Here is a 27,000-nt window from a genome sequence, read left to right on the forward strand (position 1 = left end):
AATTAGAAATAGAATATCAATAATTATGTACTTTCCCACCTATAAAAAAGCGTGTAATCGATATGATCGACTACACGCTTTTTGAATTCTATATTATTGATCATCACGATTAATATAATCAGTTACTGCACCTTTTGAGGAACAAGATACGTTGTGTGCATATTTTCCTAACACACCTTTTTTATAAAGCTCTGGTTGTACCCAGTTTTCACGACGCTTCGCTAACTCTTCTTCAGGAACATCCATTGTAATTTCTTTGACCTCTGAATCAATCGTTACAATGTCACCTTCCTCAAGCAAACCAATTGGTCCACCAGCTTGAGCTTCTGGTGCGATGTGACCTACCACAAGACCATGTGTACCACCAGAGAAACGACCGTCAGTTAGAAGTGCTACTTTTTGTCCTAGGCCTTTTCCTACCAAAATGGCTGAGATAGAAAGCATTTCTGGCATACCAGGACCACCTTTTGGACCTACATAACGAATAACTAGAACATCACCTTCATTAATTTCGTTATTCATTACTGCAAGTGTTGCTTCATCTTCTGTATTGTATACACGAGCAGGACCAGTGTGACGTTTTACTTTAACACCAGATACTTTTGCTACAGCACCACTTGGAGCTAAGTTTCCGCGTAATATAACAAGTGGGCCAGTCGCACGATATGGATTAGATAATGGGTGAATAATATCTTGACCCTCTGCTAAATCTTCTGCATCCGCAAGGTTTTCAGCAATCGTTTTACCAGTAACTGTTAGGCAATCTCCATGCAGATAGCCATTTTCAAGCAACAGCTTCATTACTGCTGGAACTCCCCCAACATTATGCAAGTCTTCCATTACATATTTACCACTTGGCTTCATATCTGCTAAGTGTGGTACTTCTTTTTGAAGACGATCAAAATCATCAATAGTAATATCTACATTAGCTGCATTCGCAATTGCAAGTAAGTGAAGTACAGCATTTGTAGAACCACCTAATGCCATAACAACAGTGATTGCATTTTCAAACGCTTTTTTCGTTAGAATATCTTTTGGATAGATGCCTTTTTCTAACAAGTTATATACCGCTTCGCCTGCCTCGCGACAGTCTTCTGCTTTCAACTTAGATTCTGCTGGATTAGAAGAACTTCCTGGTAAACTCATACCTAATGCTTCAACAGCAGTAGCCATCGTGTTTGCCGTATACATACCGCCACAAGAACCAGCACCAGGGCATGCCGCACATTCAATACCATGTAGTTCACTGTCACTAATATCTCCGTTATTATGCTTTCCAACACCTTCAAAAACAGAAACGATGTCTAATTTTTCACCATTTCTAAAACCAGGAGAGATTGTACCACCATATACAAATACAGAAGGCACTTCTGCACGTGCAATCGCAATCATACAACCTGGAATATTTTTATCACAGCCACCAATTGTAACAACAGCATCCAAATTCTCTGCACCTACTACTGTTTCAATCGAGTCAGCGATTACATCACGACTCGGCAAAGAATAACGCATACCAGAAGTACCCATAGAAATACCATCAGAAACTGTTATGGTATTGAAGATCATTGGAACGCCACCAGCATTTTTCGCACCATCTTTAGCACTAATAGCTAAATCATCAATATGTACATTACAAGGTGTTACCTCACTCCAAGTACTAGCGATACCTATCATCGGTTTTTTGAAATCTTCATCTGTTACCCCAACTGCGCGCAACATGGCACGGTTCGGCGCTCTTTTTGCATCGTCAAATACATGACTCTTTATACGTAAATCTTTACTCATTTATCTTGCCTCCCTATTATGTTTGCTAACAAATTGTGTTAGTATTCAAACCATTAGATATTTTCTGTCAATTCAAGTCGAGAAAGATATGTAATATCTTCTCATTAATGATATAGTATCATAGATTAAAAAAATACGGAATGATTAGAATCACATTAGAAGGATGAGAACATGAAAAAGAGTGCACAAGCATTATTGGTTATGTTACTAGGATTAGTGATAGCAATTGTGCTTTATCAGTATATACTGCAGCAGAAATATGAAAAACGTCCACTACCTACAAATTTGCATCCTAGAGTAGAAGAAGCTAGCAATGCCTTAATAGCAGACGCTGCGGAAATTGGGATTGATATTACAATAACAGATGGCTATCGGTCTCACCAAGAACAAGAATCGCTCTATGAACAAGGGCGTTCAACAGAAGGAAGTATTGTTACCAATGCAAGAGGTGGTGACTCCTATCACAATTATGGATTAGCAATTGATTTCGCATTACAACCAAGTGCCAATGAAGTTATATGGGATTTAAATTATGATGGAAATGGTAACGGAAAAAGTGATTGGCTTGAAGTTGTAGAGCTAGCTAAAGCACTAGGCTTTAGCTGGGGTGGAGATTGGGAGAACTTTAAGGATTATCCACATTTGCAAATGGATTTCGGACTCACTTTAAGAGAATTAAAGCGTGGCAAGCGACCACGAGACGTATTAGAAGAAGAATAAAACAGCCTTAAGGTTATGATTGTTTAACTGAAAAAAGAATGATGAAAAGTGCAACATCAAGCATTCTCTAGATTAAAGCGAGTAAGGCTTTGTAATATAAACCTTACTCGCTTCTTTAACGTTTGCGATAGATAACAGTGCTATATACCTGTGCCGGTGCCTTTGGATCGACATATTGAGCTATACTATTTATCGCAGTAATCGCTTCGGTATAACCTGATGCGATTAACATCGTTTTTCCTTCATAAATCACAGCATCTCCGGCTGCATAAATTCCCTTGCGATTGGTGCTCATATCCATTCCCACTTGTAGTCGACCTTTTTCACTCGTAAGACCCCAGTCTTCAAAATCGATGGCTCTTAGTTTCACGCCATGATATACAAGCATATAGTCGACCTCTATTTCTTCCTCGTTTCCTAAAACAACCTTATGTAATCTGTTATTATCCCCTTTTATATCTAGGATTTCACTACTTTTATAAACGTGAATATCGCTACTTTCTAAGGCTTGTAGTTCTTCTTCTTTTGCATGCTGAAATTGATCAGCTGGATTAATGAGGTAGACGCTTTTTGCTGTTTTTTCTAACGTTAATGCACAGTCTAAGCCAACCCGATTATTCGTTGAAATTGCAATTTTTTTATTTTGATAATGAGACATGTGCATGAGGTTTGTCGCGATTGATTGCTTAAATTCGACCAGCTTATTTTCACTTATAGCATCTGTAACAACATTAAACGCCCCCATAGCTGTGGCAAGCAAAATAGTTTTTGCATGATGCACTTTTCCAGTTGACGTCTCTAATGCAAAGCTTTGATCCTCAAGCTGTTCTGTCTTCATTACCCATTGACCCGTAATGATTTCAATCGCATGCATATTTGCTTGTTTAATGGTTTGTTCCACTATCTCTTTCCCAGTCGCACCAGGCATACCTCCGACATCGTATAACTTCTTTTCCGGAAAAAATTGACGAACCTTTCCGCCTAAGTCATCATGCCCTTCGATAATTTTCACTTTTAGGTTGCGCATGCTCGCGTAATAGCCAGCAAAAAGGCCCGTTGTACCTCCGCCAATAATTATCACATCATACAATTGATCTGAACCTGACACTTGACCCCTCCTCTTTTTTTTAATTAACGTACTAATCGATTTGTACTTTTCAAGGCATTTATATCCTTAGCGCCGATCCCAAACATCACCATTTGGAGTTCTAACTCCCGAACTTCCATCCATTCGAGTATTGCTTCTTCTGAATCCACCGCTTCTTTTAAAATAGAACGAGCGAAACCGACTAAATTAGCACCAATTGCTAGTGACTTCGCAGCATCTAATCCTGTCTTCATTCCACCACTGGCAATTAACGGGGTATCAGGCACTTCCTTTAGAACATCCTCTAAGCAAAAAGCTGTCGGGTTTCCCCAATCACTAAAAGCTTCTGCAGCAATTTTTTTAATCTTTTCCTTTGACCTAAGTTTTTCTACCTGACTCCAGCTTGTACCACCAGCACCCGCCACGTCAATAAATGATAGACCTGCATCTACTAATGACTTTGCCACCTCCCCATCAATACCGAAGCCGACTTCTTTAGCTCCAACTGGTACATCGAGATCCTTTGCTAGATGTTCAATTTTGGTGAGCAAATCTTTGAAATTTGTATCGCCATTTTGCTGGATGACTTCTTGAATCGAATTGAGATGTAAAACAAGCCCATCTGCTTCTGTCCAGTCCATAATCCGCTTGCATTCATCAACAGTAAAGCCTTCATTTAATTGAACAGCGCCTAGATTTGCAAGTACTGGAATAGTGGGTGCATATTTCCTAATTTGAAAGGAGGATCGAAAAGCTTTATCCTCGACCATCGCCCTTGTAGAGCCTAAACCAAAAGCCCACCCTCTTTCTTCACAGGCCACGGCTAAATTTCGATTTATCGCTTCTGCTAAAGCAGCTCCACCCGTCATGGAGCTGACTAAAAATGGTGTACTGATTGACTTCTCTAAAAAACTTGTGCCGATTTCAATTTCTTCAAAATTCAGATCGGGTAATGCATGATGTAAAAAACGATATTTTTCCAAACCACTTGAAATGTTTTCACCCATGACTTGATCTGTTAAGCACAACTCAATATGCTCTGCTTTTCTTTTTTGTATCGATTCCTTCATTGTCATCATCCCTTTTTTGATTTTCGGATAATTTCATCTGCCACTAACCCACCAGATAGGGTCACAATTGGTGTGCCTCCACCAGGATGCACAGATCCGCCTACAAACCATAAATTCTTGAAGACCTTGTCCCTATTCGGTATACGAAAAAAGGCTTGGGAAAATGAGTTGGACGACGGTCCATAGGTGGTTCCTAAATGCGCTCCCGTTGTTTTTTTCAAATCTTCTGGGGTCATGATTTCCATATATTCAATATTTTCTCTTAGTTTCGTCAAGCCTAGCTGTTCCAAGCGCTCTAATATCTTTTTTGCATAAATTTCTTTATAATTTTCCCAATCATACATATCTGATAGGTGCGGTGCATTCACTAACACAAATAAATTACTCGCATTCTCATTAGGAATTAGCGATGCGTCAGAATAACTGGCATTACAAATGTAAATGGTAGGATTTGCTGGCAACGTGTTTGTACCAAAAATGGATTCAAATTCATTTTCATACGCTTCTTCAAAAAAGACCTGATGATGTTTTAATTGATCATACCTTTTTTTCACACCTAGAAGCAACGCAAAACCTGATAAAGAAGGTTCCAGTTTCGCAATCTTTTTATCCATTCGATGATTCTTTAATAGTTTCGTATACACTGTCAGCATATCCACATTGCCAATAACTTGGTCTACTTTTCTTAACTTGCCGTTAACTTTTACTCCTACTACTTTTTGGTATTCGGTAGCAATGCTCTCTACTTCTTCTTGATAGTGAATCTTCACACCTAATTCTAACGCTAACGTCTCTAAAGCGCGAACAAGCTGATAGGTTCCTCCTTTAATCCCGTAAACCCCTAAGCCCGCTTCAATGTGTGACATCATCCCATATATAGCTGGAGCGGAATAAGGGGAGGAACCTACATATGTTGCATAGCGCCCAAATAATTGAAGGGTGTTCGGATGTGAAAAATATTGTTTTAGCCAATCATGATAATGCGTAAATGGCTTCACCTTTAAAAGATTCATCATTAATATAGGAGACATTTTATCTTTGGTTGTAAGAAATAAACGATTAAGAAAGTTGCGTTGTGCGATATCATAGAATTTTTTACTGGCTGCTAAAAAGGCAGGGTAGTTGTCTGCATCCTTTTGGCTGTATCGTGCTATGTCTTCTTGCACCTGCTTCATATCTTGATTAAATTGAACGATACTATTATCCGGAAAATAATTGCTCGTTCCATCCTTTATAGGATAAAAGGTTAGATAATCATGTATATTCCGATTGCATGATTGAAACAGATTTTCAAACACTTCAATCATCGTAAGCGTGCTTGGACCCAAATCAAAGTGATAACCCTCTTGTTCTCTGAATTGCAGTTTCCCACCAGGAACCGTATTTTTTTCTATCATTTCTACATCATAGCCATGATAAGAAAGACGTACCGCCGTAGCTAAACCGCCTAATCCAGCACCGATAATGATTATTTTTTCTGTCAATGGTATCGCCTTCCCTTCCATTCAAATCCTGACTTGCGGTAGTGTTTAATGATTGCACTGCATCCTAGTGACACAAGACAGAGAATACTAAGTGCGATCGTGCCTCCATAATAAAAAGGTAATCCATGTGCACGGTCAATAATACCCTTAGAAAGCATTGCTAAGATGATTGCAAAAAAAGACAAGATAACGATCTCTAAGTTATAGATGTATGTGAAAAGCGTTATGATTGGAAGAAAATAAAGCATCATATAAAATAAGCTCAGCATTATAAAAAGGACCACATTATGGTTTATCCCTGCAAAAATATTTTTTTGATAGCCTGTCCATACTTCCTTTGAAGAAAAATACATACGCATATAAACAAACGGATCAATCTTTAAAAGTGTAGCAGGTAAGCCGTATTGCTTCACTCGTTTCATCAAAGCCATATCATCGACCATTTCCGCTTTGATGGCAGCATGACCTCCAATTTTGTGATAGCTGCTTTTTTTAATAGCAATAAAACCGCCATGTGCGGCGGAGAATGCTTTATTTTTAGATGTTTGTACCAGCTTTATCGGTAAATGACAATAAATAACGAACATCATCATTGGTACAAGTAGTTTTTCTAATTTCGATTTTACAATTTGCTTAGGAAATCCTGAAACAATCCCTGCTTTTTGTTTTTTCAGCTGTGGTAGCAATTGCTTGATAGCATCTTTTTTTAGACGCACATCCGCGTCTAAAAATAAAAGCCAATCCCCACTCGCATGATCTGCGAGCTGCTTGCAGGCAAAATTTTTGCCCTTCCAGTCCTTCTGTAAATCTTTTCCTTCAAGCATTCTTATTGTATTTCCTTCATCTATTAAGGACTGGATAATAGCATTGGTTTTATCTTCTGACTGATCATCTAACACTACAATTTCTTGCGGCTTGAAGCTCTGATTCAGTACACTTTCTAAACAAGCTTGTATATTTCTTTCTTCATTTCTAGCAGGGATTAAAACAGAAATCGTTTCTGTAAACGCGGCGTCGTTTATCTCTTTTTTTATTTTTGGAATAGTAAGGATATTGGTTACTATAAATGCGAGCTGTAAAAGTAAAAGTATAACGATTACATACAACAAGATACTCATGTCCTACCCCTTTTAAAAATCTGATCAAAGCGATCACTAGTTGACTTCCCTTCTTTCCCAATTTTTTTATATGGAAATTGGAAGGGTAAATCCGGATCTGATGTTAAGTCATTTATCTGTTCAATTCGCTGCATGTTCAGAAGATTTTCACAAAACAGAGTCCATTCTTTTTTTGTTTTCGTTTTACCATCTACACGAATGGCATCTCCTACACAAATAGCCGCTACCGGTTTTTGTTTTTCTGTAAAATAGTAATGAAGGGTTACAGGTTTTAGTTGTACGTTGTCACATTTTTGAATGAGGTGACCTAAGCCTGACTCAAACGTAAATGGTGTTTGAAGGGGATGCTCAATTTTCCCTTGAGGAAATAGCCATACTGCGTTCTTTTCTGAAAGTAATTTTTCTGCATAGTTTAACGACCGTAAGATATCCTTTGGACTTTTTTTATTTACAGAAAAAGCACCAATTTTCCTAAAAAAACGATAATCATTCATTCCTTTTTCATCCATCATAATATAATGCTCTTGCCTAGAAAAAGCTTCGGTCATTTGAAAAATTAACAACCCATCCCACCAAGAGCTGTGATTCGAAAAATAAATCGTTGGAGCATCAGGCTTTCCATCTATATCTCCCTTGACAGAAACAACAGAAAAATGCCTTTTTATTAAATGTATTTTTTGATAATGGTAAAACAACCGTTGAAACGACTTACTTTTATTTGCTTCTAGCATAGAAATACCTACCTTCTGCTATCAACATGAGGATAATGGTTGGGATCCACACGAAAGGTAAACCTGTCTTTACCCCGAGTATCCCAAATAAAAGAACCATTAATTGAAATAGAAGCTTTCCTCTTTTCTGTTGATAAAGCGTTAATGTCCTTTTAGGAACCATGAATGTGACAAGACCACCTATAATAAACCAAGCAATAAAGTTAGTCGTGGGTATGCCGTAATATACACCTGCATTATTCCAGTGCCAAAAGCCCAAAGCTTCAGCTGCGGGGTCAAGAATTAAATCAAGCAAGACTACCCAAACGCCAACTTCTATCGCACGTCTAAAAATAGTTGGCTGATCAGCCATTAATAATCCTGTATAAATAACACCAAGCCATGCAAAGCCAAGTGTGAAGGGCACTCCTAAAACATTTAAACCTAAGGTATCTGAATAGGCATAGCTTCCAAATGGAAATCCAGTCAGCACACCTAATACTTCAATAAAGTACGTCAAGAGTCCAATGATTATTGCCACGATTATTTCCTTTTTTGTTGATCCAAATACGAATACAGCAGCCAGAGCAAATAAGAGAAGAAAGATGCTATTGGAAAACTGCAACCAGTCTGGCACGGTAAAAAACACTTGTAAAACAAATCCAATACTATACCAGCCTAAAAACAAACCATATAGCTTAGTCGCGCGATCCATCTTTGAGAACACCCTTCCTGCCTAATTCGTAGTTTCTAAAAAGAGCTTGCCTTTTCTTCTTGCAGTGACAATTGCGCGTTTTCTGTATACTTCATAATTATTTTCTTTCACTACTTTTAAAATCTCATGATAATACCCAGCTGCTAGTTTGATAGAAAAGGCACTTTCCTTCGGGTATGTTTCTAACCCTTTTAAGCCATCATCAAACCATTTATCCGCTTGATCCATCAATTCATCAATCATATGCATAAAGGAGTCATTTATCACATTACGATTAAATTCTTCCATAGAATAGTTATGCTTGTCCATCAGTTCTTTTGGAATATATCTTCTTCCTAGGCGTTTATCAGTTCCTACGTCTCGTATGATATTTACAATCTGCATACCCTTACCTAAAGCAATACCTGCATTGGTTACTTTTGTAGTTGGTGCATCGTGTAACACAGGCAACAGCATTTCTCCTACTGATCCCGCTACGTGATAGCAATAATCCTCTAGCTCTTCAAAGGTATCATACGAGTGTTTCACAAAATCCATTCGTTGGCCGCGAATCTGGGTATAAAAGGGTTCTTTTGAGATCGTAAAATGGTTAAATAAATAGCGTAATGCCGGCCAGATAAAATGACCTTCTGCTTTTTCTAACGCATTAAAATTATCCTCTAATTCCTCCAAGGTATAGGGAGACTTCTCAGGCTCATCTACAGAATCGTCAATCATTCGACAGAAAGAGTAGATAATATAAACTGCTTCTCTTCTCGGAGACGGTAAATATTTAAATGCCTGATAAAAGCTAGATGACCCTTCTTTCATCATATTCTTGCATGCTGTCTGGAAGGCTTGGTTTAACATGTTGATCACTCCATTCTGTAATATGTTGACTTAATAATCTAGCACCTTGCATCACAATAGGAATTCCGCCTCCAGGGTGAACGGAAGCACCTACCATGTATAATCCTTTAATTTTCGGATGAACAATCTGGGGTCTAAATCCTCCCGATTGATTTAAGTCAGGTGCTACCCCAAAGCTACCACCCATATAAAGACCACTCGCCAAAGCATCCTGTGGTGTACGTATCTTTAACCATTCGATATTTTCAGTAAGACCTTCAAACCCTAGCTTCTCTACCCTAGTTAGCTGCTTATCGATAATAGCTTCTTTTTCCTGTTCAAAATCCAGCTGCGTGTTCGATGGTGTTGGAATTAAAAAGTAAAGCACACTTTTACCCGGTGGTGCGGCTTTACTATCCAATGCAACGGGGTTAAATACATAACACGATGGCTCTTTTGAAAAAGTCTTTGTATCAAACACATCCTTCATATGCTGATCGAAGTCTTCTGGTAGAAAAAACTGATGTGCCTCTCTATTTTCAAAGCGTTTATTTACACCCACATAGGCCAAAAGACAACCAGAAGAAGGCTTGTAATTCTTCTTTTTAAAATGATTTCTTTTTTGCTTTAATAACTGATCAAGAAAAGGAACTTCACCGTTAAAAATTACGGAATCATAAGAATCTACGCCTTCTTTCGTTTTAATTCCGTTTACCGTTTGCTCACTTACTGTGATTTCTTCTACTTCGAGTTGTTTTTTAATCTGTATCCCTCGCTCCGTGCAAATCCTTTCAAGTAAAGGAATTAAACTCGCGTAACCACCTTTTAAATACCAAATCCCAAAGGCATGCTCACTATAAGAGATCAGGCCGTACAGTGCAGGAACGCGATGCGGGGCGCCTCCAATATATAAGCTTTGCAGAGCATATGCTTGTTTTAAGTAATCATGATCAAAATACCGTTTCATAAAGGTACTGACTGTTCGGTAGGATTTAGATTTTGCGACGAATTTTACATTTTTAACTGTTAAAAAATCTCTTAACCTATGAAACGTTTTCGATAAAAATGCATCATATCCGAATTCATAGATTTGCTTCATATCGGTTAAATAATTTGTAAAATGCTTCCCTTCCCCCGGAAACAGTTTTTCTATTTCCTCAGCTTGTTTTTTTGGATCGCGCCATTTTGTCATTTTAAAACCATTATCATAGAAAATATCATAGAGTGGATCACACGGAATTAACTCAAGTTGATTCCTTTCTACGCCAGCTTCTTCTAATATCTCTACTAATAATTCTGGTAATAAGACAATCGTTGGACCTTGATCAATCGTGAATTCACCATTTGTTTCAAAAGCAATTCTTCCGCCTAGCTCTGCATTTTTTTCATAAATGGTGACAGCATGCCCCTGTCTTTCTAATAAAAGTGCGCTAGTCAACCCACCAATTCCTGCTCCTACTATACCGATTTTCACTGGGCATACCCCTTTTTATATGACTTAGCTTGTGATGTCTTACTTTTATATTGTTCTTTTAGGAGATCTGTACTGATCATTGCAGATTGAAAGATTGTCGGTAGCCCACTACCAGGGTGCGTCCCCCCACCTACTAAAAAGCAGTGTTCAATTTCCTCAAATTTGTTATGGGGTCTGAAATACATCATTTGATCTAAGCTATGTGCTAAGTTAAAGGTAGCACCTTTATAAACGTTATATTTATCCTGCCAATCCTGTGGCGTAACAATATACTGTTCTTCAATTAATTCCTTCAAATCACTTCTACCTACTTCTTTTGCAACCCGATCAATCATCCAATTTTTCACGTCTTCAGACATCTCGTTCCAATCAATATCCGCTTCAAGATTTGGTACAGGCATGAGCAGATACAAGGCCGATTTTCCTTCAGGTGCAAGCGTGGGGTCTATCACACTTGGATTATGTACATACATCGAAGGATCTTCTGATAACACTAATTCTTCTGTAATTTCACGTACATTATTTTTGTAATCCTCTGAAAATAAAACCATATGATGCGGAAGGTCTAGCTTGTCTTTTAGTCCTAAATAAACCATAAAGGTCGAACAAGATACTTTTTTCTCGTTAAGCTTGTTTTCTTTGTACTTTGTTAAATGCTTTTGGTCGACTAATTTTGTCATCGCATATCCAAAATCTGCATTAATGACAACATCGTCTGCGTAATGCACCGTACCATCCGCTAACTCTACCCCATATGCCTTCTTATCTTTGACTAAAATTTGTTTCACTTCAGTGTTTAGGTGGATTTTCCCACCATATTCCTTTATAACTTCAGCCATTGCTTCACAAATTTGATTCACACCACCTATCGGATGGAACAGTCCGTAACGATGCTCTAAAAATGAAAGGATTGTGAAGGTCCCTGGACAATCCCATGGTGACATTCCCAGATACTTTGCTTGAAAGGAAAATGCCCACTTTAGCCTCTCATCATCAAAATACTTGGATAATCGACCATATACTGTATCCATCGCATTTAGCTTTGGTAGGGCATGCCACATATCTTTGGTGAAAAAATCACCAATAGAGCTGAAGGGTTGTTTTAATAATTTTATTACACGATCATATTTTTCCCCTTCTATTCTCAAAAAGCGATCATAGCCTTCTTCGTTTCCAGGAAAGTCATGCTTAATTTGCTCACGTGTTTTTTGATGATCCCTACTTGGGGTGAATATCTTATCTCCGAATTTCAATGTATATAATGGATCTATTTCTTTCATTTCTACATAGTCGTGCAAATTCCGATCTACTCTCGTAAATACTTCTTCTAGTACTTGAGGCATCATAAAAAAGGTTGGACCGAGATCAAAAGCATATTCTCCAATTGTTAAACGAGAAGTTCTCCCTCCAACTATTGATTGCTTTTCAAAAACTTCTACTTCATAGCCCGCTGCACTTAACTGCATTGCTGCCGCTAAACCACCAGGCCCTGCGCCAATCACAATTGCTTTTGTCACCGCCAACATCCTCTCTTATCGCTGCCTTCTATCTTTTTTGGATTAATCCGTGACAACTTAATATAAGTATTATATACTAATTGTATAACTTTTGTATAGATTTTTACATGAATTTGTTTTCTTTTTTTTATAAAAATTGCCATAAGCATTGCAAAATAAGGAAATTATCGCAATAATTGATTTAGACAAAAAGTATATAGTTTTTGGAAGGAAGTGTATAACGCGTGTATGGAATTAAAAAAGCAGCCGAACTTACAGGGACTTCTCCCATCACCTTACGCGCGTGGGAAAATCGTTACGATGTGATCAAACCTATGCGTACAGAAGGCGGAACAAGAATATACAGTGAAGAAAATATTGAAGATTTGCTATGGGTTATTAGAGAAAAAGAGGAAAATAAGGTTTCGATTAAAGAAGCCATGCGTTTATTAAAAGAGAAAAAAGCAGACGTCTTCTCCAATGAACCTGTTAAAAAAGCATTATCTGTAACAGAAGCAGATCATTTTCATGAAGAAATTTACGCGATGCTAAAGAAGTATGATACGAAAGAAGCAACAACTATTTTAGAACAAGCCATCGAAACCTATGACTATGAAGATTTTTTTCATCAAGTATATGTTCCTATGCTTTTTCACGTCGGGAAGGATTGGGAAAATAACAATCTAAGTGTCGCGAAAGAGCATTTCATCAGTCACTATATCCAACGGAAAATTTACCAATATTTTAATGAGCTTGAAGCTGACACGAATAATCCTTCGGTGCTCGCAATTTGTCCTCCATATGAAATGCATCATATCGGATTAATTTTGTTTTCCCTCTTTTTAAAACGTCGTGGTTACCCTGTATTATTTATAGGGGAAAATACACCAAAGGAAGAATTGGAAGATGTCTTAGAGGAAAATCAAGTAAAATTGATGTGCTTATCCGTCACCATGCCAGCTCATGTAAATGAAGTGGAGGAAATGATCGAATATATAAAAGAACACTATAAAAAACCACTTGAATTTATTATTGGTGGTAATAGTGCACGTTTCCTTCCGAGTCATTTGATTCGTTACCAGCTCTCTGGCGGTCTTAAGCAATGGACAGAATGGTTAGAGAAAAGTACACTTAAACAGGTAGAATAGAATTTAGAGCTGGAGTGAAGAAAATGAAAGAAAAGTTAATCGAGCGCTTGGTTCGATATGCAAAAATCAACACACAATCCGATGAGTCAAATCCATCCTGCCCTTCCACAAACGGCCAATGGGAATTGGCTCATTTATTAGTGGATGAACTTCATGAGCTTGGACTTAACGATGCATCGGTATGTGAGCATGGTTACGTCATGGCCACAATCCCTAGCAATATAGAGCAGGATGTTCCTACCATCGGATTTTTAGCACATTTGGATACAGCCACCGATTTCACTGGTGAGCATGTAAACCCACAAATAGTTGAAAATTACCAAGGTGGAGACATAGCCTTAAATGAAGCTTTGGGGGTTACCTTAAGTCCAACCACCTACCCAGAATTAAAGAATTATATTGGTCACACGCTTATCACGACGGATGGAACAACATTACTCGGTGCAGATAATAAAGCAGGGATAGCTGAAATTATGTTAGCAATAGAATACTTACAGACGCACCCGGAAGTGCCTCATGGTAGAATTCGTGTAGCTTTTACACCTGACGAGGAGATTGGACGCGGACCACATAAATTTGATGTTAAACGGTTTGATGCTAAGTATGCGTATACGATTGATGGGGGCCCTTTGGGGGAATTACAATATGAAAGCTTTAATGCTGCAGCAGCAAAGATTTCGATTAAAGGAAACAATGTTCATCCTGGGACAGCTAAAGGTAAGATGATTCATGCGACTAAGTTAGCGATAGACATCCATAATCAATTACCACAACATGACTCACCTGAACATACGGAAGAATATGAAGGCTTCTTTCATATGATTTCATTAGAAGGTTCTACAGAAGAAGCGGAAGTCTACTATATTATTCGAGACCATGATCGGGATAAATTCGAGCAAAAAAAGCAATTTTTAACGACCTTGGTTGAACAGCAGCAAGCTATTTTTGGAAAAGATCGCGTTCAGCTAGAGATGACTGATCAGTATTATAATATGGCTGAAAAGATTATCCCTGTAAAAGAAATTGTAGATATAGCAGAACAAGCAATGATAAATGTTGGTATTTCTCCATTGATCCAACCTATAAGAGGTGGAACAGATGGCTCGCAGCTTTCTTATATGGGGCTACCTACACCAAATATCTTTACAGGTGGAGAAAACTTCCACGGTAAGTATGAATATATCTCCGTAAATAATATGGAAAAAGCTACTGAAACTATTGTTGAAATTGCAAGACTGTTTTCTAAGAATTAGAAAAATCGTCTTGTCGGCAACTGTTTATGGAGGAAATCATTTGTTTCCTTATACTGTAGTCCGATTAATCCTATAGTAGTACAAATGCCCATACACGCGGTGTATGGGCATTTTTGTTGCCTAAAATATTCACACGATAATGTTTTGATAGATGAAAGTGGAAATCTACTATTAGCATATTTTTCGAAGACGGGTTACTTATTAGGTAACAATATTAACTTTTCCGTTTTTTACATTGTAATTATACACTCTCGTTACAGGCGGACGCTTTCCACGGGGCACGGCCTCAGCTAACTTGGTAAAGAAAAACACTTTACCAAGTGGATCTTCGGACACGTGCTGATCCCGCAGGAGTCGCCGCCTTTCACTTTCGTTTATCGTGGTTTTTCCTGCTATACAGTAGTGTTGTACTGTTCAGCAAAGAACTTGGAAACAACAAATCACATTATTCTTCTATTGCCACCTAATAAATCAGTGACCACTTAACTCTTTAATAGAGTCAAGGTGGTTATTTTTTGTGTGTATTTTCTGTTGGAGCTTGGGAGAGAAGTTACTCTTCCTTCTCCCTATTCAACAAAGCATTTACCTCTGGTCTTTCGCGTGGTGTAATATTCATAATGAAATAGCCAATAATGAGCACCAATATCACAAGTGAATAAATTAATGTGTCTATGGGTTGATCATAGTCAACAATGATTAATCTTACCATTGCCGTAATACCAATATACAAAAAGTATCTTAATGGAAAATGGTAATTCTCTTTGAAGTATTTTACGATCATTGCAATAAACTCAAAGTATAGGAAAAAGATAAGAATTCTTGCTAGAAATTCCTTATAATCATTAACCCCAGCCCTCCATAATATATTAAAGAAAGCGAACAGCTCTTGTACTAATAAAAATGAGAGAATTGCTGCTAAGAAAAGAAGAGACACATTCAAAACGATTTGAAAAAACTTCGGAGCCATTTTTAATACGTATGCAAACTTTCTTCTCATTTTAACACCCCTTCTTCTTTCTTTATAATCATCATCACAGCCTTTAAACGAGATTCATCTTCCATATAATCCAATAAATTTCGCGGTAACTGGATACCATATTCTTTTAAATCTATAGTGAATTCACACGGGCATGTGTTCAGTTTACGCATGCTTTTATTAGCTGTAAAGAAAGATGCATGGGGTATCCTTATAGTCGAAAACGGTATCCAAATTGTTCTCTCCAGCAATAAAACTGACCGATTCTTCGGGTGCACTCGTACCTATTGCACTCCATTTTCTCAACTCCCATTATATATTTCTTATTAAACAATCCTACTAGTTCGTTCAATACCTTGCATTGTTGATTCAATAAAGTATCTATTTATTAAGAAAAAATGCTGATAAAGTAGACTCTTTCCTGATTGACATTTATTCTCATTATGCATAAACTATTTGGTGTGACCATGCAGTATAAAAAAAGAACCGATCAGTCAATAGGGGTGATATTTATGAGTAAAAAACAATATATTGTGGAAGCAGCACTCGTTTTGTTTTCAGAAAAAGGATTCAGACAAACCTCTGTACAGGAGATTGCTGAGGAGGCGGGTATTTCAAAAGGAAGTTTCTATCGTTATTTTCCAAGTAAAACAGATTTAATTCAAACCATGTTAAAGGATTACCAAGATAAGATAACCACTAATTTGCTGCAGCTTGAGCGCTCCACGTCAGATAAGCAACTTACATTAGCCGACTACATAGCAGTAGAATTACGAGCATGGGAAGAGCATGAATCATTTTTTAATGTATTATTTACTGAAATGCCCCATCAAGAAGACGAAGCGATAAAATCCATTATGGAGGAATTAAGGTTTACTTTGATCCATCTCCATCAGGACATGCTGCGGTCTGTATTTGGAGGGAAGGTATCTCCCTTTATCGAGGACCTAACCATTACACTAGAGGGAATCTTGAAAGAATATATTCTGTATTTTGTGTACAATTCCTTGCCACTTCCTATTGATGCGCTAAGTATATGGATTAGCTCACAACTTGAGATACTCATCGATAATTTAGAAGGAACACAGCCATTTTTAACCGCGCTAGAAGATACAGATAAAGAGTATAAGACAAGCTTTCTATTGAAGCAGATTCAAATCAAAGTAACGGATGCAAATCTACCGTCAATTGAAAGAAAAAAAATAGAGGATAGTATACAATTTTTAGTTGTTCATTTTACAGAGGAGCCAAAAGATGCTTTTTTGATAGAAGCAGTCTTCTGTTATTTAAAGAATCTCACAACCATACAATTAGAAATAAAAATGCTAGAGAAGCTATATATACAGGGGGAAAAAGAAAGTGACAGAAATAAATAATTCAATCAAACGAGGACCTATGGTAGCAGTGATGCTAATTGGTGCTTTTGTTGGTTTATTAAATGAAACATTACTCGCTACCGCTTTACCAGCAATTATGAATGATTTTGGCATCTTAGAAAATAAAGTGCAGTGGTTAACGACTGCCTTTTTACTTACCAACGGGGTCATGATTCCCATTTCAGCATTTTTAATTGAAAAGTTTACTACAAGAAAACTATTTATTACCGCATTAACAGTATTTGCACTCGGAACATTTATCGCTTCCTTGTCACACAGCTTTGAATTACTTTTAACAGCCAGAATCATCCAAGCTACAGGCTCTGGGATTATGTTACCTTTAATGATGACGGTAATGCTAGCAGTTTTCCCTATTGAAAAAAGAGGAGCTGCTATGGGGATGGCTGGGATTGTTATCGCATTCGCTCCTGCAATTGGTCCAACATTATCAGGTTGGCTACTTGAATATTTTTCTTGGAGATCTTTATTCTATGTAGTCCTACCAATTGTTCTGTTAGCCATTTTGTTTGCTGTGATTTTTGTAAAGAATGTTACGAATCTTACTTATCCTAAGATTGATATTCTATCTATTCTATTATCCTCCTTTGGGTTTGGCGGATTATTATATGGCTTTAGTAGTATTGGTGGTCACGGGGCAGAGGCTGGATCCTTAAGTACTTCCGGTATCATTATCATTGCTTCTGGCGCTATTATTTTAACAGTCTTTATTCTCAGACAGTTAAAAATGAAAAAACCCATGCTCGAATTTCGCGTATTTAAGTTTCCCATCTTCTCATTAGCACTTGTGGTGAATATGATCATATTAATGGCTCTAATTGGTGCAGAGACGCTGCTTCCTTTATACATGCAAAACACGAGAGGCTTTAGCCCGTTAGAATCCGGTCTAATGTTATTACCTGGTGCCATTATCATGGGAATCATGTCGCCTATTACCGGAATGTTATTTGATCGTTTAGGGGCAAAGTGGTTGGCAGTAACTGGGCTTGGTATTGTCTCCATTACCACTTTACTATTTACTAATTTAGCAATGGATACAGCATATAGCTTTCTAGTTGTCATTTATGCTGTTCGTATGTTTGGGTTGTCTCTTGCTATGATGCCTGTTATGACAGCGGGGTTAAATCAATTACCACAGGAATGGTATCCACATGGTACGGCGATGGCGAATACCATGCAGCAGGTATCGGCCTCAATAGGAACTGCTATATTAATTACAGTTATGACTTCAACTGCTAGAGCCTACCAGCCCGTTGCTTCAAATCTAACAGGTTTAAGCGAGAAGGAAGCAACACTTGAAGTAGCAAACCAAGCCATGATTTCTGGGTACAACAAAGCATTTATCTTTGCAACTGTACTCTCCTTTCTTGGCTTAGCATTATCTTTCTTTTTAACTACTAAAAAAACAGATAAAGCCACAAGCAATCAAGTAGTATCCTAGTTTAATATAGAAAATTTTTATTGGGAGAATATATCTATACCTCCTAAATAGACGCTAATGATTTTTGCGTCTTCTTTTTTTAAGGAAAACAAAAGAATAATCTAACATTATTTGTAAGTTCATGATAAAATACACGGTAGATAAAATAAAAAAATGGAGGCTTTGTTTATATGAAAACAGATTTACAAAAACCACTTAGCTTTGGTCAAATTTTAGACCAAACTTTTCGCATTTTAAAAAATAATTTTGTGCCATTATTTGTGATTGCTCTAGTCATTATGGCACCAATCTATCTCATTCAAATTATTAGTTTAATAGCTGGAGGCCGTGACCTAATTATTGCCTTAGAGCCCGGTCAAACTTTTCTTGATCAATTTATTAATAATGCTGAATCAATTGAAAATACTACTTTGGTCGAAGACATTGGAACAATAATTTCTAGTATTTTAGCACTTTTTGCTATTCCGATCTTCACAGGAGCATTAATACTAGCAGTTGGAGCCATAAGAAACGAAAAAACATTTACCACTAAATCTATGATAAAACAATCTTTAACAAGATACTGGCCAATGTTTTGGAGTACTTTACTTATCGGGTTAATACTATTTGCTATTATTTTTTTCCCGCTCATGATTATTACAATGGTGACAACCATATTAGCGATTAATGAGCCAGTCGTTGGTGTCATAGTAGGAATTGTTCTTGGATTAAGCTTCTTCATAGGGTTAGGATTATTATTTACTCGTTGGAGTATGTATTTACCGGCAGTACTATACGAAAGAGTGGCACCAGGGCTATTAAAGAGCTGGCAGCTTACAAAACGACAAACCTGGAAATTTTTTGGGCTTTATGTTGTCTTCTCATTAATCATAGCGGCTATTGGCTTTGCTATTCAGTGGCCTGTTACTTTATTAGGTTACAGTGTGTTATACACAGTTATTATGAACTTGGTCAATCTAACCACAGGATTAATCATGGCTATTGGCTATGCAGTTATGTATTTTGATGCTCACAAACGACATAGTGCATCTGATTTACATGATTTAATGGGTGAATACGAAGCAAAGTAAAGGAGTTGGGTAATGGTAGACCACGGAGCAAAAGAGAAACTAATTGAAATTACCGATAAAGAAGAATACCAGATTTATTATGAGGATCACCGAAGTATTATTGAGAGACTGTGGGATCAGCTAAAGACATGGGTTGGAGACTTATTAGCAAGAATCTTCACTAATTTCGAACCCAGCTCTGGCGTTGGTAACACGCTGATTATTCTTGTTATCATCATTGCTAGCCTGGCTATTCTTATTGGGTTCTTCTTTCTTTTTAGGGGTATTTATCGAAAAAGGAAATTTAGAAAAGATCAGATTTTTAATCAATCTAATCAGCTACACTGGACATCTTCTGACCACCTAAATGAAGCGAATCGTTTTGAAAAAAATATGGCGTACAAAAAAGCTGTACGCCATTTATTCTTAGGATTACTATTACGATTACATGAGCTTCATTTCGTGGAGGCTAAAATTTGGAAAACGAATTGGGAATACCATGATGAATTGAAGCAACAAAACCAGCAATTAGCAAAAACATTTTATGAGCTTGCAGGTTATTTTGAAGAGGTTACTTATGGTGAACGAACGATATCAGAAGAGCACTTTAATAGGTATAAAAGACAGATAGAAAAACAATTCCAAGAGCTTACGCAGCTCAAAGAGAATGAAATGGGGGGATAAAGTGACACCGAAGCAGGAAAAATCAAGAATAGGTTTGCTCTTTGTACTTTCCCTCCTTTTTTTGATCGGCTTGAGCATTATCACGATAAGCAAATCCCCAGAAGCTTTTCCACCGTATGCAGCTAATTCGCCTGCACCCGATGGAACAAAAGCGCTCTATTCCTATTTAGAACAAGAGGGCTATCAAGTAAGCAGGGAAAGTGGATTGGAAACAACAGAAACAGATGAAAGCATTCGGTTTTTAATAGAGCCCGGTATGTTTAACAATCAAGCACTTGCTAACGAATATAGACAATGGATAGAAGATGGAAATACACTAGTTCTGGCTAAACAAAACCCAGATAGCATGTTTGATATTAAAACTACTTATACAGACCAATTTTTTATCGAAGATGAGAGTACTACCTCCATTTCTGATGAAAATGAGCAAAGCTATGAAGCAATGGTTGAATCCACGGTTAGAATAAATACAGAAGAGCAGGATGAAATCCTCTTAAGCGACGAATATGGTGCGATAGCCTTAAAACGGCAGGTGGGATCAGGCAATTTGATTGTGCTCACAGAACCAAACTGGCTCACCAATGAGGAAATTATTTCGTCCGATCATGCAAAACTAACACTTTATCTTCTGAGTCACACGGAGAGTGAAGAAATAGTTTTCGATAGTAGTCAGTTAGGTCATACCACCAGTACAATTCTGACTAGTTTATACCCTAGTTGGGCCTACGTTATTTTACTAGAAGGATTACTACTAACTATTTTATGGCTGTGGTATAAGGGGAAGCGATTTGGCCTTATTGTAACACCGCGAGAAGAGTATGTACGATTCAGTGATGAAAGGACCGTGGCTCTTGCCAAATGGTATATAAAAGGAAAGAACTACCACGAATCACTTACATATCAAGAAGACTATTTAAAATACATGTTACAAAAGCGCTATGGTATCCCAACAAGTTACAGCTGGGAAATGCGAATCAACCGTTTGGAAAGATTCCTTTCAGAGGAGCAAATAGATCGCTTTCGACTCTTTCATCAACAATTTGATACATTTAAAAAAGAAGAAAGCACCAATAAACAAGCATATTTAAAGTGGGCTAAACACTTACATCGTATGCAAAAAGAGGTGGAAAAAGAATGAATACAACCGTTACAAACTTAATCGAAAAATATGAAACCCAAGTTCTAGGTCAATCAAAGAATGTGCGATTATTATTCACAGCCGTTCTAGCCCAAGGGCATGTTTTAATCGAAGGGGTACCAGGAACAGGGAAGACACAAATGGTAAAAACCTTTGCTCAGCTTGTTTCTGCGACGTTCAACCGGATTCAGTTTACTCCTGATTTATTGCCGAGTGACATTACCGGGAGCACCATCTACAACATGCATGAAAGTGAATTTAAAACAATAAAAGGGCCGATTTTTTCGAATGTTCTTCTAGCAGATGAAATCAACCGTACCCCTGCAAAAACACAAGCTGCGCTACTCGAAGCGATGGAGGAAAAACAGGTTACCATTCAAGGCAAAACCTATCCGCTTCCAAATTTCTTTTTTGTAGCAGCAACTCAGAACCCAATTGAATATGAAGGTACATATCCATTACCAGAAGCACAGCAAGATCGTTTTTTATTTAAATTAACGGTAGATTTTCCAAGCTTAGAATCTGAAACTAAGGTGTTACAAGAAGTAATAAGTGGACAGCTTAATCAGACATCAGCTATGACAACGGAAGAAGCGCTCCTTGAGATGATTGAGGACGTAAAGAAAGTCACGATCCAGGATTCCATCGCTGATTATATTATGCAAATAGTACGAAAAACACGTGATACTCCAAATATCCAACTTGGGGCAAGTACTCGAGCTGCAATCGCTATTGGAAAAAGTGCAAAGGCATGGGCTTACATTGAAGGAAGGGATTATATCACGCCTGATGATGTGAAAAATGTCGCTCTACCAAGCTTGCGTCATCGCATTCAATTATCCCCATATGCGGAATTGGAGGGAACAAACCTAGATGAAACGATTCAAGAACTGGTGGGGTCTGTTACTGTTCCGAGATAGAGGAATTGTACCAACGAGAAAATTAATTCTTACCTATTTAGTGTTTGCTTGTATGTTATTCATACTATCCTTTTGGTACTTTTCTTGGCTTTTATTTATTACCCTTTCAATCAGCTTTATCGGTATAACGTTGTTTGATTTAGTTTTTTCACCGTCAAAAAAAGATTTCACATTCGATCGTGATATGCCTGAGGAAATGGAAAGGTTTGAGGAATATACGGTTTCTATCGATATTAATAATGCGTCTAAGAAGCCTGCTTTATTTCAATTAAAAGATGGTCTACCAGTCTCCTTCAACCCTTCATTTAATTCACTATATCAAGTGAAGGGTGAAACAAAAAATACCTTAGAGTATACCGTTAAGCCAATGACGCGGGGAGACTTTGCTCTTTCCCAACTTTTTATCAGATTCCAAAGCAAGCTAGGGTTGTGGGAAAAACAACTTACTCCCAGCTTGGAGTCTAATGTGAAAATCATCCCAAATCTTTCTGAAGCAAAAAAATATTTAAGCAATGCCCAAATGTACCTTGTTCATGAAGGAAATAAAATTCGCAAACAGAGAAGCGGGATGGGTGAATTCTCAAAGGTTAGAACTTATGTAGTGGGGGATGATCCTAGAAAAATAAACTGGAGGCAATCAGCTAAATTACATGAAATGATGACAAATGTTTATGAGCCTGAGCACGGGAAATACATCACTTTATTTATTGATTGCGGACGCATGATGGGTGTAGAGCTCGAGAACGCTAACCGGTTAGAAAAAGCAATTGAAGCTGCTATTACTGTCGCAGCAGCTGCTTTAGACAACGGTGATTATGTTTCAGTGATTGCTTTTTCAAAAGAAATAAAAACTGTCGTACCTGCAAGGAAAGGACTCCCGCATTTAGATAGAATATTGAAAGGCCTTTATAACTTAAAGGCTGATCCATATGAATCTAATTATGCTTACGCCCTTCAATATGGACAGCAAATGCAAAGAAAAAGAAGTATGTTCCTATTATTCAGTGATGTACAAACCTTCATTTTAGAAGATAGCTTACAATTAATGATGAAAAAAATCAGGAAAAAACATTTGGTATTAATGCTCGGCATTGAGGATAGCCTACAGCAGAAAAAAATAAAGGCATCACCATCGCACATAGGAATCGCCATAGAAAAAAGCCTTGCTCAAAAGCAAGACCTTTATCTAAGGGATCAAATTCATTATTGGCACAAGCACGGCATTAGTTTAATAGAAGCAAAAGCCGAAAGTTTGGCAGTAACAGCAGTTTCTCAGTATATCGACCAACTAAACAGAGGCAGTCTCTGATAGGCGAGATCTTTTTTTCAGTAAATAATGACCAATCAACATATAAAGAATAACGCCAATTACTGTTATAAAAGCTACCACGTATTTTAATTCTAACGATAAATCTGCCGGGGTGATAAACCCTTCTATTAGTCCGGCAATAATAAATAATGGAATTGTTCCTAACAAAAGCTGGACAGATCTTACTGTTTGAATCTTTAAATGACTCACACGAGATCTTTCCTTTGGAACGAACAACTTATAACCCATGAGTAATCCAGCACCACCTGCAATAAATATCGCTAGTAATTCAATCATGCCGTGCGGTACAATAAAAGCCCAAAAAGCATAACTGTTTTCCGCATGCCAAAATAATGCGGCAAGCGCGCCAATAATCATGCCATTGTATATTAAAATATAAACCGTCAAAATTCCAAAGGTAATACCACCTGCAAACGCTAAAATGGCAACCTGTATATTATTGGTCATAATTTCTGCTGACATTAAACTAGCATTTACTTCTTTTGGAACGGTACCTAATTTTTCAGCCTCTAGATTTTGAGCTAATTCGGCTGGCAAAATACCATATACATTTATTGGATCATTGATTACAGCAAAAAAGCTAGCTACACCTCCAAGCACAAACAGGAGCATTGCTATGACAATAGCTTTCCATTGCTCAAGCAATAGACCAACAAATTTCGTACTGAAAAAATAGTGTATTTGTTTCCACGATGATAACTGTGATTGATATAACACATTATGTGCTCTTGATACGATCTCATTCAAGTACAACGTAATCTCATCATTCGGAAAGTATGTCTGACTATAAGACAATTGTTGCGAAACTTTTCGATATGTATTTTCAAAATCATCGATGGTGGATTGAGTTGGTTTCTTTTGAATCTTTTTGGTTAAAGCTTCTAAATGTTGCCACTGGGTTCTATTTTGTTTAATAAACTGATTTAATTGCATGTCATCACCTAAAATTTAGATATTTTCTCTATTATAATAGAAAATAGGAAGAATGCATACCTTTTGGAAGAATTTTACTCAGATTGAGGTGCTAAAATGGAGCAAGAACATTATGATATTAAGACACCCGAATATATTTCATTAAGATTTGAATTAGCTGGCCTAGGTAGCAGATCTACTGCTTTCATTATCGATTCCGCAATCACTATAATAGCTAATTTACTATTAATACTGTTTCTTTTTTTCGGACTAGAGAGCAGCTTTATAGGAGGTGCTTTTTCTGAACCAAGCGGACTACTAATCGGTCTTGTTATAATAGCGATTTTCCTCATTAACATGGGATATTATATTATTCTGGAATACTTTTGGGGCGGACGAACGATTGGAAAAAGAATACTTCATCTTCGAACCATTCAAGATAATGGCCACAGAATAACACTCCTATCTAGTATTATACGAAACTTTTTAAGGCTGGTGGATAGTTTGCCATCTGGTTATCTAGTAGGGATACTTCTTATATTTTTCCACCAGAGACATAAAAGACTTGGAGATATCGCGGCCGGAACGATTGTAGTGCATGAACATCGCGCGACCAAAAAAGAGAAGAAATTAGATAATGAAATAAGAAAAAGAGGATTAGTAAAAGAACAGCTCGTCATTTCATCACATAGCTTAAAACAGTTCGATCAAAAGGATTGGCACCTGTTACAAACCTATTGTAATCGGATTATCGACTTACCTACAGAGAAGCGTGTAGAGATAAATAAACAAATTGGAGATATTCTCCTTCCAAAATTGGAAATAGATAATACTTCCCTTACAACTAGAGAAATCGAGAATAATTTATTCATTTTATTCCTTCACCTTAGAGAAGAGTGGGATTTACAGCCTGCATAATTAAAATTTTTTTAAAAAAACAAAGAGCCTCCTGAATTTATAATATTCAGGAGGCTTTATTTAGTAAGGTTAATATCAACAATCTATTCGTTGATTATTTAATGCATGTGTTTACCAGCAATAACTGGTTGAGCTTGGCCCGCAGTGTCTAAATTCATTTCTACTTTTAGTTTTTTACGTCTAGCAGAAATTTTTTCTACAACGGATAAAACTAAAAAAGTGAGAAGAATAGTTAATGTCACCATGTATAAAGATGTCACCATAGTCAACTATCCCCTTTCCCTCTAATATTTCTTCATTTTTCAATGAATATACTTATATAATACCAAATATTCAGGATTTGTAAACATATATAAGCAAATTCTTTTAAATTCTTTTCAATACTTCATATTATAGACAAATACTCTAGATTTATAAGAGATGAATTTTTAAACAAATGCGCTTATGACAGCCTTTTTATTAATAGGACGAATAATTATTCATTTAAATTCTGAATATTGAATTTAATGAAACTTTTTTATGATATGATGCGTATAAACAAATATAAAGGAAAAGGAGCTGAGAGGAATGAATAATCACGAAATTGATTACAAGCTTTATGGAGATGACATGCAGTTTGTGGAGGTGGAATTAGACCCTGATGAAACCGTCATTGCAGAAGCTGGTGGTTTAATGATGATGGATGAAGCAATTCGCATGGAAACTGTTTTCGGAGATGGATCAGAGAACCAGGATGGTTTAGTTGGTAAATTACTTGGTGCAGGTAAACGAGTGATATCTGGAGAAAGTTTATTTATGACGACCTTTACGAATCAGGGTAGCGGAAAAAAACACGTCTCTTTCGCTTCACCTTATCCCGGCAAAATTGTTCCAATGGACCTTAGTGAATTAAATGGGAAAATTATTTGTCAAAAAGATGCTTTTTTAGCTGCGGCAAAAGGGGTAAGTGTTGGAATTGAATTTAGACGAAAGATCGGCACTGGCTTCTTTGGTGGCGAAGGATTTATTATGCAAAAACTCGAGGGCGATGGATTGGCATTCCTCCATGCAGGTGGGACCATTGTAAAAAGAGAATTACAACCAGGTGAAAAATTACGTGTCGATACAGGATGTCTAGTTGCGATGACCGGAGATGTTGATTATAATGTAGAATTTGTTGGTGGAGTTAAAACTGCACTCTTTGGAGGAGAAGGTATCTTTTTCGCAACATTAACTGGACCTGGAACGGTATGGGTGCAATCCTTGCCATTTAGCCGCTTAGCTAGTAGAGTATTTGCGGCAATGCCTGAAAAAGGTGGAAATAAAGGTGAAGGTGGCATCGGCGGAATTTTTGATGCATTCAATAAATAA

At 37.3% G+C, this 27,000-nt stretch carries 25 protein-coding genes; 12 read left to right on the forward strand and 13 right to left on the reverse strand.

Going from position 1 to position 27,000, the window contains the following annotated elements:
* Nucleotides 1-93 precede the first annotated feature (93 nt).
* Nucleotides 94-1,785: a dihydroxy-acid dehydratase gene (gene ilvD / locus DFR57_RS05990; RefSeq protein WP_114352234.1), complete on the reverse strand. Its 1,692-nt coding sequence runs from the start codon at nucleotides 1,783-1,785 to the stop codon at nucleotides 94-96.
* Nucleotides 1,786-1,956: 171 nt separating this feature from the next.
* On the opposite strand from ilvD, the gene DFR57_RS05995 reads away from it, so the two are divergent.
* Nucleotides 1,957-2,505 carry a M15 family metallopeptidase gene (locus DFR57_RS05995; protein WP_114352235.1) on the forward strand — a complete coding sequence of 183 codons (549 nt, stop codon included), beginning with the start codon at nucleotides 1,957-1,959 and terminating at the stop codon, nucleotides 2,503-2,505.
* A gap of 115 nt (nucleotides 2,506-2,620) precedes the next feature.
* Here DFR57_RS05995 and DFR57_RS06000 read toward each other — a convergent pair whose 3' ends face one another.
* Genes DFR57_RS06000 through DFR57_RS06040 form a run of 9 tightly spaced genes read right to left on the reverse strand, consistent with a single transcriptional unit; the run spans nucleotide 2,621 to nucleotide 12,517 of the window.
* Complete coding sequence (locus DFR57_RS06000; protein WP_170132917.1) at nucleotides 2,621-3,613, reverse strand: NAD(P)/FAD-dependent oxidoreductase; 993 nt, start codon at nucleotides 3,611-3,613, stop codon at nucleotides 2,621-2,623.
* Between the two features lie 23 nt (nucleotides 3,614-3,636).
* The gene (fni, locus tag DFR57_RS06005) at nucleotides 3,637-4,662 is read right to left on the reverse strand and encodes a type 2 isopentenyl-diphosphate Delta-isomerase (protein WP_114352237.1); all 1,026 of its coding nucleotides are present in this window, start codon (nucleotides 4,660-4,662) and stop codon (nucleotides 3,637-3,639) included.
* Between the two features lie 5 nt (nucleotides 4,663-4,667).
* Nucleotides 4,668-6,146, reverse strand: a complete 1,479-nt coding sequence (locus tag DFR57_RS06010) for a phytoene desaturase family protein (RefSeq protein WP_245937401.1) — start codon at nucleotides 6,144-6,146, stop codon at nucleotides 4,668-4,670.
* Nucleotides 6,143-7,264, reverse strand: coding sequence for a glycosyltransferase family 2 protein (locus DFR57_RS06015; protein ID WP_114352239.1), 1,122 nt, complete (start codon nucleotides 7,262-7,264; stop codon nucleotides 6,143-6,145). Before DFR57_RS06015 ends, DFR57_RS06010 begins: the two co-directional genes overlap by 4 nt.
* Nucleotides 7,261-7,995: a lysophospholipid acyltransferase family protein gene (locus DFR57_RS06020; protein WP_114352240.1), complete on the reverse strand. Its 735-nt coding sequence runs from the start codon at nucleotides 7,993-7,995 to the stop codon at nucleotides 7,261-7,263. Before DFR57_RS06020 ends, DFR57_RS06015 begins: the two co-directional genes overlap by 4 nt.
* Nucleotides 7,979-8,689 carry a carotenoid biosynthesis protein gene (locus DFR57_RS06025; protein ID WP_114352241.1) on the reverse strand — a complete coding sequence of 237 codons (711 nt, stop codon included), beginning with the start codon at nucleotides 8,687-8,689 and terminating at the stop codon, nucleotides 7,979-7,981. The genes DFR57_RS06020 and DFR57_RS06025 overlap by 17 nt, the downstream gene beginning before the upstream one ends.
* Before the next feature lie 21 nt (nucleotides 8,690-8,710).
* Nucleotides 8,711-9,538 carry a phytoene/squalene synthase family protein gene (locus DFR57_RS06030; RefSeq protein WP_245937402.1) on the reverse strand — a complete coding sequence of 276 codons (828 nt, stop codon included), beginning with the start codon at nucleotides 9,536-9,538 and terminating at the stop codon, nucleotides 8,711-8,713.
* Nucleotides 9,480-10,991, reverse strand: a complete 1,512-nt coding sequence (locus DFR57_RS06035; protein WP_114352242.1) for a phytoene desaturase family protein — start codon at nucleotides 10,989-10,991, stop codon at nucleotides 9,480-9,482. Before DFR57_RS06035 ends, DFR57_RS06030 begins: the two co-directional genes overlap by 59 nt.
* A complete protein-coding gene (locus DFR57_RS06040) occupies nucleotides 10,988-12,517 on the reverse strand; it encodes a phytoene desaturase family protein (RefSeq protein WP_114352243.1) in 1,530 nt (509 codons plus the stop codon). The genes DFR57_RS06035 and DFR57_RS06040 overlap by 4 nt, the downstream gene beginning before the upstream one ends.
* Before the next feature lie 215 nt (nucleotides 12,518-12,732).
* Between DFR57_RS06040 and DFR57_RS06045 the strand changes: the two genes are divergently transcribed.
* The gene (locus DFR57_RS06045; protein ID WP_114352244.1) at nucleotides 12,733-13,635 is read left to right on the forward strand and encodes a MerR family transcriptional regulator; all 903 of its coding nucleotides are present in this window, start codon (nucleotides 12,733-12,735) and stop codon (nucleotides 13,633-13,635) included.
* A 23-nt stretch (nucleotides 13,636-13,658) separates the two neighbouring features.
* A complete protein-coding gene (pepT, locus tag DFR57_RS06050) occupies nucleotides 13,659-14,888 on the forward strand; it encodes a peptidase T (protein ID WP_114352245.1) in 1,230 nt (409 codons plus the stop codon).
* A gap of 550 nt (nucleotides 14,889-15,438) precedes the next feature.
* On the opposite strand, the gene psiE is transcribed toward pepT, so the two are convergent.
* On the reverse strand, nucleotides 15,439-15,885 hold the full coding sequence (psiE, locus tag DFR57_RS06055) for a phosphate-starvation-inducible protein PsiE (RefSeq protein WP_114352246.1): 447 nt from the start codon (nucleotides 15,883-15,885) through the stop codon (nucleotides 15,439-15,441).
* Nucleotides 15,886-16,376: 491 nt separating this feature from the next.
* Here psiE and DFR57_RS06065 point away from each other — a divergent pair, with 491 nt between their 5' ends.
* The 7 genes from DFR57_RS06065 (at nucleotide 16,377) to DFR57_RS06095 (ending at nucleotide 23,799) form a co-directional block, all read left to right on the forward strand.
* Entirely contained in the window at nucleotides 16,377-17,240 is an 864-nt protein-coding gene (locus DFR57_RS06065; protein ID WP_170132918.1) for a TetR/AcrR family transcriptional regulator, read from the forward strand.
* Between the two features lie 19 nt (nucleotides 17,241-17,259).
* Nucleotides 17,260-18,699 carry an MDR family MFS transporter gene (locus DFR57_RS06070; RefSeq protein ID WP_114352379.1) on the forward strand — a complete coding sequence of 480 codons (1,440 nt, stop codon included), beginning with the start codon at nucleotides 17,260-17,262 and terminating at the stop codon, nucleotides 18,697-18,699.
* A gap of 170 nt (nucleotides 18,700-18,869) precedes the next feature.
* The gene (locus DFR57_RS06075; protein WP_114352249.1) at nucleotides 18,870-19,769 is read left to right on the forward strand and encodes a hypothetical protein; all 900 of its coding nucleotides are present in this window, start codon (nucleotides 18,870-18,872) and stop codon (nucleotides 19,767-19,769) included.
* A 12-nt stretch (nucleotides 19,770-19,781) separates the two neighbouring features.
* On the forward strand, nucleotides 19,782-20,432 hold the full coding sequence (locus tag DFR57_RS06080) for a DUF4129 domain-containing protein (protein ID WP_114352250.1): 651 nt from the start codon (nucleotides 19,782-19,784) through the stop codon (nucleotides 20,430-20,432).
* A 1-nt stretch (nucleotide 20,433) separates the two neighbouring features.
* Entirely contained in the window at nucleotides 20,434-21,570 is a 1,137-nt protein-coding gene (locus DFR57_RS06085) for a DUF4350 domain-containing protein (RefSeq protein ID WP_170132919.1), read from the forward strand.
* Complete coding sequence (locus tag DFR57_RS06090; protein ID WP_114352252.1) at nucleotides 21,567-22,490, forward strand: AAA family ATPase; 924 nt, start codon at nucleotides 21,567-21,569, stop codon at nucleotides 22,488-22,490. Before DFR57_RS06085 ends, DFR57_RS06090 begins: the two co-directional genes overlap by 4 nt.
* Entirely contained in the window at nucleotides 22,444-23,799 is a 1,356-nt protein-coding gene (locus DFR57_RS06095; protein WP_245937404.1) for a DUF58 domain-containing protein, read from the forward strand. The genes DFR57_RS06090 and DFR57_RS06095 overlap by 47 nt, the downstream gene beginning before the upstream one ends.
* Here DFR57_RS06095 and DFR57_RS06100 read toward each other — a convergent pair.
* Complete coding sequence (locus DFR57_RS06100) at nucleotides 23,779-24,753, reverse strand: stage II sporulation protein M (RefSeq protein WP_114352253.1); 975 nt, start codon at nucleotides 24,751-24,753, stop codon at nucleotides 23,779-23,781. The genes DFR57_RS06095 and DFR57_RS06100 overlap by 21 nt on opposite strands.
* A gap of 96 nt (nucleotides 24,754-24,849) precedes the next feature.
* Between DFR57_RS06100 and DFR57_RS06105 the strand changes: the two genes are divergently transcribed.
* Complete coding sequence (locus tag DFR57_RS06105) at nucleotides 24,850-25,650, forward strand: RDD family protein (protein WP_114352254.1); 801 nt, start codon at nucleotides 24,850-24,852, stop codon at nucleotides 25,648-25,650.
* Nucleotides 25,651-25,748: 98 nt separating this feature from the next.
* Here DFR57_RS06105 and DFR57_RS18220 read toward each other — a convergent pair whose 3' ends face one another.
* Nucleotides 25,749-25,913 (reverse strand): hypothetical protein, encoded by a 165-nt coding sequence (locus DFR57_RS18220; protein ID WP_170132920.1) that lies wholly within the window; start codon nucleotides 25,911-25,913, stop codon nucleotides 25,749-25,751.
* A 304-nt stretch (nucleotides 25,914-26,217) separates the two neighbouring features.
* On the opposite strand from DFR57_RS18220, the gene DFR57_RS06110 reads away from it, so the two are divergent.
* Nucleotides 26,218-27,000 carry a TIGR00266 family protein gene (locus DFR57_RS06110; RefSeq protein ID WP_114352255.1) on the forward strand — a complete coding sequence of 261 codons (783 nt, stop codon included), beginning with the start codon at nucleotides 26,218-26,220 and terminating at the stop codon, nucleotides 26,998-27,000.

The sequence above is a fragment of the Saliterribacillus persicus genome (genome assembly GCF_003337485.1).
Lineage (GTDB): Bacteria > Bacillota > Bacilli > Bacillales > Amphibacillaceae > Saliterribacillus > Saliterribacillus persicus.